Genomic DNA, 10,337 nt, shown 5'->3' with positions numbered 1-10,337 from the left:
ACCCCCACGTCACCCCGCTGCCCGCGGCGCCGCGGGCGGCCGCCCCCGGGCACCCCCCCGCGCGGCGGCGCCGCCGGGTGGACCGCCTGCCCTACCTGCTGCTCCTGCCCTGCCTGGTGATCATCGGCGTGCTGCTGCTCTGGCCGCTCGGCCAGGTGGTCGTGATGTCCTTCCACCAGCTCAACAACGTCCGCCAGCTACGCGGTGACCGCGAGTGGCCGTGGGTGGGGTTCGGCAACTACGCCGAGATCCTCGGCGACCCGTTCTTCCTGACGGTGCTGCGCAACACCGTCCTCTTCGCCGCCGCCAACGTCGTGCTCACCATGATCCTGGGCACCCTGGTCGGGCTGCTGCTCAACCGGCTCGGCAAGCGGATGGCCACCTTCGTCGCCAGTTGCGTGATGCTCGCCTGGGCCACCCCGGCGCTGACCGGCACGATCGTCTGGAAGTGGATCTTCGACGACACCAGTGGCCTGGTCACCTGGCTGTTCAACGCGCTGCCCGACGGGCTTTCGCAGAGCCTCTTCGGGCGCAGCGACTGGACCGGGTACGGCTGGTTCAACTCGCCCCTGTTGTTCTTCTCGATCCTGACCCTGGTGGTGGTCTGGCACTCGTTCCCGTTCATCGCGGTCAGCGTGCTGGCCGGGCTGAAGAGCGTGCCGAGCGAGCTGCACGAGGCGGCGCGGGTCGACGGCGCCGGGCCGTGGAGGGTGTTCTGGAAGATCACCTTCCCGCTGCTGCGGCCGGTGTTCGGGATCCTGATCGTGCTCTCCACCATCTGGGACTTCAAGGTCTTCACCCAGCAGTTCGTGCTGGCCGGCGGCACGCAGGACCGGCCGACGTTCATGCTCTCCATCTACTCGTACGCGGAGGCGTTCTCGCCCCCGCCCAAGTACGGCCTCGGCGCGGCGATCGCGGTGATCCTCACCCTGATCCTGCTGGTGGTGACCGGCCTCTACGTCCGCATGGTGCTCAAGCAGGAGGAGGACGCGTGACGCGACGCGGAGGCGGCGCAGGCGTGAAGCGGATCGCCCTCAACGGCGCGGGACTGCTGGTCGCGCTCTTCGCCGCGTTCCCGGTCTACTGGATGATCGCCACCTCGCTGAAGCCGAGTTCGGAGATCTTCTCGTCCACGCCCCGGCCGGTGCCGTCCGAGCCGACGCTGGAGCACTACCGGCAGATCCTCACCGGCAACCTGATCCCGGGCGTGACCTTCGCCGACTTCTTCCTCAACAGCGCGCTGGTCGCGGTCTCCACGGTGCTGCTCAGCGGCCTGGTCGCGCTGCTCGCCGCCACCGCCGTGGCCCGGTTCCGGTTCAAGCTGCGGACCACCTTCCTGATCATGCTGCTGGTGGTGCAGATGATCCCGCTGGAGGCGCTGGTCATCCCGCTGTTCCTGATGATCCAGCGGCTGGGGCTCTACAACACCCTGCCCAGCCTGATCCTCACCTACCTCGGCTTCTCGCTGCCGTTCGCGGTCTGGATGCTGCGGGGATTCGTCGCCGCCGTGCCGAAGGAGCTGGAGGAGGCCGCCGCCATCGACGGGGCGAGCCGGGCGCAGACCTTCCGGAAGGTCCTCTTCCCGCTGGTGGCCCCCGGCCTGGTGGCGACGAGCATCTTCTCGTTCATCACCGCCTGGAACGAGCTGATCTTCGCGCTGACCTTCATCAACGACCAGGAGAGCTACACCCTGCCGGTCGCGATGACGTTCTTCTTCGGCCGCGACGACACCGCGTGGGGCCCCGTGATGGCCGCCTCCACGCTGTTCACCCTGCCGGTGATCATCTTCTTCCTGCTGGTGCAGCGGCGGATGGTCTCGGGCCTGGTGGCCGGCGCCGTCAAGGGCTGACGCCCGCGTGAGGAAGGGTCCCTGGTCGACGCACGGCGCTGACCAGGGACCCTTCCATTGCCCCTCCGGGAGCTTCCGCGGGGCGGGCTAGGCTGACCGCCATGACGGGCAGGCTGGCATCGGTGAACCTCGGCGGCGTGACCGAGGCGGAGTGGGCGGGCGACGCGAGCGGGCGTACCGGCATCGACAAGCGGCCGGTGGACGGCCCCGTGCTGCTGCGCGCCGACGGGGTGGCCGGCGACTTCATCGGCGAGCGCGCCCACCACGGTGGCCCGGACCAGGCGGTCTACGCGTACGCCGAGGAGGACGCCGGCTGGTGGGCGACCGAGCTGGGCCGCGCCATCCGTCCCGGCGGGTTCGGCGAGAACCTGACCACGTACGCGGTCGACGTGACCGGAGCGGTGATCGGCGAGCAGTGGGCGATCGGGTCGGCGCTGCTCCAGGTGACCAAGCCCCGGACGCCGTGCACCACCTTCGCCGGCTTCTGGGGCGTACCGGACCTGGTCAAGCGGTTCACGGTGCGGGCGAAGCCCGGGGCGTACCTGCGGGTGCTGCGCGAGGGAGAGGTCGGCGCGGGTGACCCGGTCGAGGTGGTCGACCGGCCCGCGCACGGGGTGACGATCGGCGAGGTGTTCCGGGCGTTGAACCTGGAGCCCGACCTGCTGCCCCGGCTGCTCGACGCGACGGACCTGCCCGAGCCGATCCGGGAGAAGGTGCGTCGCCGCCTCGCCCGCCGCAGCTGAACCGCCGGCTGACCTGCCGCCTCGCCGGCGGTACGGGCGCCGGAGGCGTGGGAACGCGGAACGGGCCCCGTCCCGTGGGGGAGGGGCCCGTTCGGTGTCGTCTCGGCGGGAGCCGGGTTACCGGCTCAGCGGAGCCAGGGGATGTTGCGGTCGAGCAGGCCGCGCTGCTTGAGCTCCTTGCGCAGCGGGATCTCGTCGTCGATGTAGCCGTCCCAGTTGATGCCCCAGTAGTTGGCGGTGTGGGTGCCCTCGCCGCAGAGCTGGCGCTGCACCGGCGTGCGGTTGGCCCACCACTCGCCGTCCTTGTCGATGTGCAGCTCGTCCAGCGGGCGGATCCACCGGTAGGTGTAGCCGACGAAGAGCATCTTGCGCGTGATGGTCGACAGGTTGGTCGACCGGGAGTGCCACTGGCGGCGGTCGAAGATGAAGGCGTCACCGGGGTTCGCGGTGATCTCCACCGTGCCCTCCGGGTCCGGGTTGTGCACGGAGGTGTCCTCCGGGCGCGGCAGCGAGTTCCACAGGTGGCTGCCCGGGATCACCTTGGTGGCGCCCCGGCCGTTCTCCGACAGGTCGGAGAGCACGTAGGCCACCTTGAGGGAGAACATCGGCCGGGGGAGGTTCGGGTCCATCGTCTCCGGGTCGGAGTTCTGCCGGTACCCGTCCTGGTGCCAGCCCCAGTACGGCTTCTCCGGCTCCAGCGCCGGCGGGGTGACGTCCAGGTGGTTGTGGTGGGTGTAGATGTTCCAGCCGGCGAGGCCCCACATGTACGGGAAGGCGATCGGGTGGGTCAGCAGGTCGCCGAAGAGCTCGTCCCGCTCCAGGAAGCCCAGCAGGTGCAGGGTGCCGTCCTTGGTGGTGTTGCCCTTGGCCTTCTCCTCGGCGTAGACGCGGTCGACCGCCGCCTCCAGCGCCGCCCGGTGGTCCTCCGTCAGGACGTTGCGCAGCAGGAGGAAGCCCTGCTCGTGGAACTCCTTGCGGTCGGTGTCACTGATCGGTTCGTAACCGGTCCGGTCGCCGTAGTCGAACACCTCGACGTCCCCTCCCCATCGGGCGAAAACCATTGCTGGCACAGGCCGCCGATCGTAACGCGCTGGTTGCGGTGCGGGGTACTGCCCCGCGTGATATGCGACCGTTGCCCGAACCGTGGGGAGTTGAACCGCTACAATCCGTTGTCCTGTCGGGGGTCGCCGGGGCTTCTGTCCTGGAATGACGGATTGTGCGGTGACTGCCGGTAAGGAGACGGGAGTCGCTACGCCTCGGCGAAGACCTCGGCGACCACCCGGTCGCCGGTGGCCGCATCGTTGCCGACCTGGTTCCAGGTGCCGTCGCGGGCGGTCCACTCCAGGCCGCCGAAGCGCACCCGCTTCACCCCGTGGTCGTGCGCGTGGGAGACGAGCCAGTGCGCGTACCGCCAGCCCCGGCGCTCGTCGGCGGCGGGGACCGTGAGGCCGGTCAGGTCCGCTGCGGTGGTGGCGGCGGCCAGGCCCCAGTCCAGCGACAGCCCGCGGGTCAGCGCGGTCGCCGCGGCCGCCCCGCGCATCGCCGGGTCGCGGCCCACCGTGCAGGCCACCGCGCCGGTGGCGTGCCCGAGCAGGGCCCGCGTCAGCACCTCCGACTCGTCCGCCCACTTCTGGTACGCCTCTGGGAAGGCGGAGCGCTGCACCTTCTGCGCCGCGTCGGTGACCCGCATCCGCTCCCAGCCGCGCACCTTCTTCAGCGCGGCGTAGAACCGGTTCGCCGCGTACCGGGGGTCGCGGATCTCCTCCGGGCTGCCCCAGCCCTGGCTCGGGCGCTGCTGGAACAGCCCCACGGAGTCGCGGTCGCCCCCGGCGAGGTTGCGCAGGCCGGATTCCTGGTACGCGGTGGCCAGCGCCACCACGACGGCCCGCTCGGGCATCTTCCGCTGGATGCCGATCGCCGCGATCGTCGCCGCGTTGGCCATCTGGTCGGGGTCCAGGGCCACCCGGCCGTCCGCCTGCACCGTGCACGTCCGGCTGGACAGCGGCAGGCGCAGCTGCCCACCCACCTGCCGGATGACGAGCCAGATTCCGACCACGGCGACGAGGACGAGGACGACGCCGCCGGCCACGACTGCCCGAGTTCGCACCCACACCCCCTGATCGACAGTCCGACAAGCGTACGTCCCCCGTGGTGCCTGCCGGGGTCGTCCGACCGGTTCCCGCCGGCCCGCCGCGTGGCACCGACCGGCGGGGCCCGCCCGAGAGCGCCGAACGGCCCCGGGGGCGGGCCCGGATGTTCCCGTTTCCCGCGCGGCCTCACCTCTCCCGACGGTCGCGGGCGTCGGCGTCCCTACCGGCTACCCGGTCGACGGCGTCGCTGCCCGGCTACCGGTCGACGGCGTCGCCGTCGGCGGCGGGAACCCAGCGGGCCGGCCGCTTCTCCCGGAACGCCAGCACGCCCTCGCGGCCCTCCTCGGAGAGGAAGTACCCGGTCGAGAGGGTGGACAGCCCGGCGATCTCCTCCCGCAGGTCGGTCGCGGGCGGCCGGCGCAGCAGTTGCTTCGCCCCGGCCAGCGCGCCTGGCGCGCCCCGGACCAGCGAGTCGCAGTAGCTGGCGACGGCGGCGTCCAGCCCGTCGGCCGGCACGGCGGCGGTGACCAGGCCGATCTCCGCGGCGCGCCGGCCGTCGAAGGTGTCCCCGGTCAGGTAGAGCTCGGCCGCCGCGCGGGGGTGCAGCCGGGGCCGCACGGTCGCGGAGATCACCGCCGGGATCACCCCGATCCGCACCTCGGTGAAGGCGAACGTCGCCTCCTGCGCGCACACCGCCAGGTCGGCCGCCGCGATCAGGCCCAGCCCGCCGGCCCGCGCCGGGCCGGCCACCCTCGCCACCACCGGCTTCGGGCACTCCCAGACCGCCGCGAGCACGTCACCCAGCATCCCGGCCGGCACGCTCCCGCTGGCGTACGCGGCGGCGGTCTCCTTGAGGTCCGCGCCCGAGCAGAAGACCGGCCCGGTGTGGTCCAGCACGACCACGCGTACGGCGTCGTCGGCGACCGCCTCGGACAGGCCGGCCAGCAGCTGGGTCATCAGCGGCGTGGAGAGCGCGTTGCGGTTGTGCGGGCTGTCCAGGGTGAGGGTGGTCACCCCACGGGCCGTGGCGGCCCGCACGAGCACGTCGGGAGAGGTCATGCCGGGCACACTAGTGGCCATGCCCGGCGTCCTTCCAGAAGGCGAATCCGTTCCCGTCGACGGCTCGCTGCCCGCCGCCGCCACCCGCGCGGTCGGCGCGCGCGGCTTCGGCGTGTACGTGCACGTCCCGTTCTGCGCCAGCCGCTGCGGCTACTGCGACTTCAACACGTACACCGCCGCCGAGCTGGGCGGCGGGGCGAGCCGGGAGGGGTACGCCGACACCGTGCTGGCCGAGCTGGCGCTCGCCGGCCGGGTGCTGGGCGACGCCCCGCCGCCCCGGGTCGACACGGTCTTCGTCGGTGGCGGCACCCCGACCCTGCTTCCCGCCGACGACCTGGCCCGGATCCTCGACGGCATCGACCGCACCTGGGGGCTCGCGCCCGACGCCGAGGTGACCACCGAGGCCAACCCGGAGTCGGTGACCCCGGAGTCCCTGCGGGCCCTGCGGGCGGCCGGCTACACCCGGATCTCGCTGGGCATGCAGTCCGCCGCGCCGGGGGTGCTGGCGATCCTCGACCGCACGCACAGCGCCGGCCGGGCCACCGCCGCCGCCCGGGAGGCCCGCGACGCCGGGTTCGAGCACGTCAACCTCGACCTCATCTACGGCACGCCGGGGGAGAGCGAGGACGACTTCGCCGCCTCCCTCGACCAGGTCGTCGCCGCCGGGGTGGACCACGTCAGCGCGTACGCCCTGATCGTGGAGGACGGCACCCGGCTCGCCGCCCGGATGCGGCGCGGCGAGCTGGCGTACCCCTCCGACGACGTCGCCGCGGACCGCTACCTGGCCGCGGAGGCCGCCCTCGACGCGGCCGGATTCTCCTGGTACGAGGTGTCGAACTGGGCCCGCGGCGACGCGGCCCGGTGCCGGCACAACCTGCTCTACTGGACCGGCGCCGACTGGTGGGGCCTCGGCCCGGGGGCGCACAGCCACGTCGGCGGCGTGCGCTGGTGGAACGTGAAGCATCCCACGACGTACGCGAAGCGGCTGGCCGGCGGCGAGTCGCCCGGCCTGGCCCGGGAGGTGCTCACCGCCGACGAGGCGCACATGGAGGACGTCATGCTCCGGCTGCGGCTCGCCTCCGGGCTGCCGCTGGACGCCCTCGACGACGCCGGCCGGGCCGGCGCCGAGCGGGCGCTCGCCGACGGCCTGCTGGCCGGCCCCGACCACGCGGCGGGCCGGGCCGTGCTGACCCTGCGGGGGCGGCTGCTCGCCGACGCGGTCGTCCGCGACCTGCTGCCCTGAGGCGGGCAGGCCCCCGCCGTGTGGCGGCGCGGGCGGCAGGGCCCCGCCGTGCGGCGGCGCGGGGCCGGGTCCGGCCGGGGGAGCAGCCGGCCCGGCTCACCTGGTGAAGCTGTAGGCCATCGGGTAGCGGTAGAGCACGCCCTCGTTGGCCTTGACCCCGGCGACGATCCCGAAGATCAGCGGCACCAGCCAGACGAGCATCGGGACGAAGAACAGGATGCCGCAGGTGATCAGGGTGAGCACCCAGCTCAGCACGCCCACGACCGCCCAGGTGATCTGGAAGTTCAGTGCCGCGACGGCGTGCGCCCGGGCGGTCGGCGACTGTTGCCCCCTGGCCATCAGCGCGATGAGCGGCGCGACCCAGCCGAGCAGGCCGCCGCCGACGATCACCCCGGCCGCGCCGCCGAAGTGGGCGATCAGGGCCCAGTTCTTGTCCTCGTTGTTGGCGTAGCCGCCGGTGGGGGCGCCGTAGCCGCCGCCGGTCGGATAGCCGACCCCCGGCGGGGGGTAGCCGCCCGGCGGGGGATAGCCCCCGGGCGGCGGGTAGCCACCCGGCGGAGGGTAGCCGCCCGACGGCGGTTGGTCACCGGTGGGTGGCGGATAGCCACCGGGCGGGGGATAGCCGCCCGGGCCCGGTGCCCCGGACAGTGGTGCGGTGGGTTCGTCGGAGCCGGCCGGCCCGGGAACCCCCGACGGAGCGGCCGGATCCGGCCGGTCGCCGGGGTCCCCCGCTCCGGGAGGGCGAGGTGGTTCAGTCATGGACGTCACGGTAGGGGCCGCGGGCAAGGCCGCACCAGAGCGACTCCGACCGGGATGTCCGGATGATCGGCTCTGGCGCCGCCGGCTCCACGGGCCGTGTGGCGCCGGTCGGATCGCCGTCCCAGGTTGATCATCGCGTCGGCGGGCGCGCCGTCGTAGACTGGCACTCGTCCGTAGCGAGTGCCAGCAACCCCCGCCCCTCGGGGGCGCGGGGGTCCGACGTGCGACAGGAGGTGGGGAACGATGGGTCTCGACGACCGCAAGCTCGCCGTGCTGCGCGCGATCGTCGAGGACTACGTCGCCACGCAGGAGCCCGTCGGCAGCAAGGCGCTGGTCGAGCGGCACCAGCTCGGGGTCTCCCCGGCGACCGTCCGCAACGACATGGCCGTGCTGGAGGAGGAGGGTTACATCCGCCAGCCGCACACCAGCGCCGGCCGGGTGCCCACCGACCGCGGCTACCGGCTCTTCGTGGACCGGCTGTCCAGGGTCAAGCCGCTCAGCCCGGCCGAGCGCCGCGCGATCGAGCGCTTCCTGGTCGGCGCGGTCGACCTCGACGACGTGGTGCACCGCACCGTACGGCTGCTGGCGCAGCTGACCCGGCAGGTCGCCGTGGTGCAGTACCCGAGCCTGGCCCGCTCCACCGTCCGCCACCTGGAGCTGGTGCCGATCTCCACGACCCGGCTGATGCTGGTCATGATCGCCGACACCGGCCGGGTCGAGCAGCGGCTGGTCGAACTGCCCGGGCCGATCCCCGCCGACGACGTCACGGACCTGCGCCGGCTGGTCAACGAGAAGCTGGTCGGCACCCGGCTGTCCGAGACCCCGCCGCTGGTGCAGGCGCTGGTCGACGAGTCGGTGCCGCACCTGCGGCCGGCCATGACCACCCTCTCCACCGTGCTGCTGGAGACGCTGGTCGAGCGGCACGAGGAGCGGATCGCGCTGGCCGGCACGGCCAACCTCACCCGCGGCGGCCTGCTCGACTTCCAGGGCTCGCTGCGCCCCATCCTGGAGGCGCTGGAGGAGGAGGTCGTGCTGCTCAAGCTCATCGGCGAGGCGGAGCCGAGCACGACCCGGGTGCTGATCGGCGACGAGAACGAGATCGACAACCTGCGCGCCGCCTCGGTGGTCAGCACCGGCTACGGGCCGGGCGCGACGATCGTGGGCGGGCTCGGCGTGCTCGGGCCGACCCGGATGGACTACCCCGGCACCATCGCCACGGTGAGGGCCGTGGCACGCTACGTGGGCGAGCTGCTGGCCCAGAACTGACCAGTCAGGGCCGACGGCCGGCTCCGGCCGACGACCGGCGCAACGCGAGACGAACATGAGGACACGGAACGCAGTGGCCAGGGACTACTACGGCATTCTCGGGGTGAGCCGGGAAGCCTCCGACGACGAGATCAAGCGCGCCTACCGGAAGCTGGCGCGGCAGTTCCACCCGGACGTCAATCCGGACCCGGAGGCACAGGAGAAGTTCAAGGACATCAACGCCGCGTACGAGGTCCTCTCGGACGACCGGAAACGGCAGATCGTCGACCTGGGCGGCGACCCGCTCGCTCCGGGCGGCGGGGGCGCGGGCGGCCCGGGCGGTCCCGGCGGCGCCGGCCCGTTCGTCGGCTTCCAGGACATCATGGACGCGTTCTTCGGCGGCGCGGCCGGCGGGTCGCGGGGCCCGCGACCGAGGACCCGGCCGGGCGCCGACGCGATCCTGCGGCTGGAGCTGGACCTGAACGAGACCGCGTTCGGCGTCGAGGCGCCGATCACCGTCGACACCGCCGTGCTCTGCACCACCTGCTCCGGCGCCGGCACCGCGGCCGGCACCCACCTGGCCACCTGCGAGGCGTGCGGCGGCCGGGGCGAGGTGCAGTCGGTGCAGCGCACCTTCCTCGGTCAGGTGGTCTCCGCCCGCCCCTGCACCGTCTGCCAGGGCTACGGCACCACCATCCCGCACCCCTGCCCGACGTGCGCCGGCGACGGCCGCGTCCGCACCCGGCGCTCGCTGACCGTCAAGATCCCCGCCGGGGTCGAGGACGGCATGCGCATCCGGCTGGCCCAGCAGGGCGAGGTCGGCCCGGGCGGCGGCACCGCCGGCGACCTCTACGTCGAGATCCACGAGCGGCCGCACGACGTCTACTCCCGCAAGGGCGACGACCTGCACTGCCGGGTCACCGTGCCGATGACCGCCGCCGCCCTCGGCACCCGGCTGACCATCAAGACGCTGGACAGCGAGGAGACGGTCGACGTCAAGGCCGGCACCCAGCCGGGCAGCACACTGCGGCTGCGCGCCCGGGGCGTGCCGCACCTGCGCGGCACCGGCCGGGGCGACCTCTACGTCCACCTCGACGTGCGCACCCCGACGAAGCTCGACGCCGACCAGGAGCGGATGCTGCGCGACTTCGCCAAGACCCGGGGCGAGGAGGTCGCCGAGCTGACCAAGCAGGGCGGCTTCTTCTCCCGGATGCGCGACGCCTTCAACGGCCACGCCTGACCCGCACGCCCCCGGGCCGCCCCTGCATCTTGGCGGCGATCTGTCGCTGCTCGCTGGCGATGGCGGCCTCGCGGGCCTTCATCTCCGCGATGGACCGCTCGATCTCCGC

10 protein-coding genes are annotated in these 10,337 nt (G+C 73.1%); 6 read left to right on the top strand and 4 right to left on the bottom strand.

Going from position 1 to position 10,337, the window contains the following annotated elements; translation table 11 throughout:
• Window positions 1–17: 17 nt before the first annotated feature.
• The 3 genes from AB0G14_RS33780 (at window position 18) to AB0G14_RS33770 (ending at window position 2,592) form a co-directional block, all read left to right on the top strand.
• The gene (locus AB0G14_RS33780) at window positions 18–995 is read left to right on the top strand and encodes a sugar ABC transporter permease (protein WP_357704554.1); all 978 of its coding nucleotides are present in this window, start codon (window positions 18–20) and stop codon (window positions 993–995) included.
• A 23-nt stretch (window positions 996–1,018) separates the two neighbouring features.
• On the top strand, window positions 1,019–1,849 hold the full coding sequence (locus AB0G14_RS33775; RefSeq protein WP_357704552.1) for a carbohydrate ABC transporter permease: 831 nt from the start codon (window positions 1,019–1,021) through the stop codon (window positions 1,847–1,849).
• 101 nt (window positions 1,850–1,950) lie between these two features.
• A complete protein-coding gene (locus tag AB0G14_RS33770) occupies window positions 1,951–2,592 on the top strand; it encodes an MOSC domain-containing protein (RefSeq protein WP_357704545.1) in 642 nt (213 codons plus the stop codon).
• A gap of 125 nt (window positions 2,593–2,717) precedes the next feature.
• Here the strand turns inward: AB0G14_RS33770 and AB0G14_RS33765 are convergent, their stop codons facing one another.
• From AB0G14_RS33765 to AB0G14_RS33755, 3 genes are all read right to left on the bottom strand, one after another.
• The gene (locus tag AB0G14_RS33765; protein WP_357704550.1) at window positions 2,718–3,653 is read right to left on the bottom strand and encodes a phytanoyl-CoA dioxygenase family protein; all 936 of its coding nucleotides are present in this window, start codon (window positions 3,651–3,653) and stop codon (window positions 2,718–2,720) included.
• A 188-nt stretch (window positions 3,654–3,841) separates the two neighbouring features.
• Window positions 3,842–4,705, bottom strand: coding sequence for a hypothetical protein (locus tag AB0G14_RS33760; protein ID WP_357704543.1), 864 nt, complete (start codon window positions 4,703–4,705; stop codon window positions 3,842–3,844).
• 232 nt (window positions 4,706–4,937) lie between these two features.
• Window positions 4,938–5,741 (bottom strand): enoyl-CoA hydratase-related protein, encoded by an 804-nt coding sequence (locus tag AB0G14_RS33755; RefSeq protein ID WP_357704541.1) that lies wholly within the window; start codon window positions 5,739–5,741, stop codon window positions 4,938–4,940.
• A 19-nt stretch (window positions 5,742–5,760) separates the two neighbouring features.
• Between AB0G14_RS33755 and hemW the strand changes: the two genes are divergently transcribed.
• A complete protein-coding gene (gene hemW, locus AB0G14_RS33750) occupies window positions 5,761–6,984 on the top strand; it encodes a radical SAM family heme chaperone HemW (RefSeq protein WP_357704548.1) in 1,224 nt (407 codons plus the stop codon).
• 96 nt (window positions 6,985–7,080) lie between these two features.
• Here the strand turns inward: hemW and AB0G14_RS33745 are convergent, their stop codons facing one another.
• Window positions 7,081–7,743: a DUF4870 domain-containing protein gene (locus tag AB0G14_RS33745; RefSeq protein WP_357704539.1), complete on the bottom strand. Its 663-nt coding sequence runs from the start codon at window positions 7,741–7,743 to the stop codon at window positions 7,081–7,083.
• Window positions 7,744–7,986: 243 nt separating this feature from the next.
• Here AB0G14_RS33745 and hrcA point away from each other — a divergent pair, with 243 nt between their 5' ends.
• Window positions 7,987–9,009, top strand: coding sequence for a heat-inducible transcriptional repressor HrcA (hrcA, locus tag AB0G14_RS33740; protein ID WP_357704537.1), 1,023 nt, complete (start codon window positions 7,987–7,989; stop codon window positions 9,007–9,009).
• A gap of 73 nt (window positions 9,010–9,082) precedes the next feature.
• Window positions 9,083–10,228 (top strand): molecular chaperone DnaJ, encoded by a 1,146-nt coding sequence (gene dnaJ / locus AB0G14_RS33735; RefSeq protein WP_350710901.1) that lies wholly within the window; start codon window positions 9,083–9,085, stop codon window positions 10,226–10,228.
• The last annotated feature ends 109 nt before the right edge of the window (window positions 10,229–10,337 follow it).

It is taken from the genome of Micromonospora sp. NPDC023814, assembly GCF_040639595.1.
Classification (GTDB): Bacteria; Actinomycetota; Actinomycetes; order Mycobacteriales; family Micromonosporaceae; genus Micromonospora.
This window is presented reverse-complemented; position numbering and strand designations above follow the sequence as displayed.

Excerpts from the sequence above, each read along its gene's own strand:
- AB0G14_RS33770 (WP_357704545.1), top strand. The coding sequence starts at position 1,951 with ATGACGGGCAGGCTGGCATCGGTGAACCTCGGCGGCGTGACCGAGGCG.
- AB0G14_RS33765 (WP_357704550.1), bottom strand. The coding sequence starts at position 3,653 with ATGGTTTTCGCCCGATGGGGAGGGGACGTCGAGGTGTTCGACTACGGC.
- AB0G14_RS33755 (WP_357704541.1), bottom strand. The coding sequence starts at position 5,741 with ATGACCTCTCCCGACGTGCTCGTGCGGGCCGCCACGGCCCGTGGGGTG.
- hemW (WP_357704548.1), top strand. The coding sequence starts at position 5,761 with ATGCCCGGCGTCCTTCCAGAAGGCGAATCCGTTCCCGTCGACGGCTCG.
- AB0G14_RS33745 (WP_357704539.1), bottom strand. The coding sequence starts at position 7,743 with ATGACTGAACCACCTCGCCCTCCCGGAGCGGGGGACCCCGGCGACCGG.
- hrcA (WP_357704537.1), top strand. The coding sequence starts at position 7,987 with ATGGGTCTCGACGACCGCAAGCTCGCCGTGCTGCGCGCGATCGTCGAG.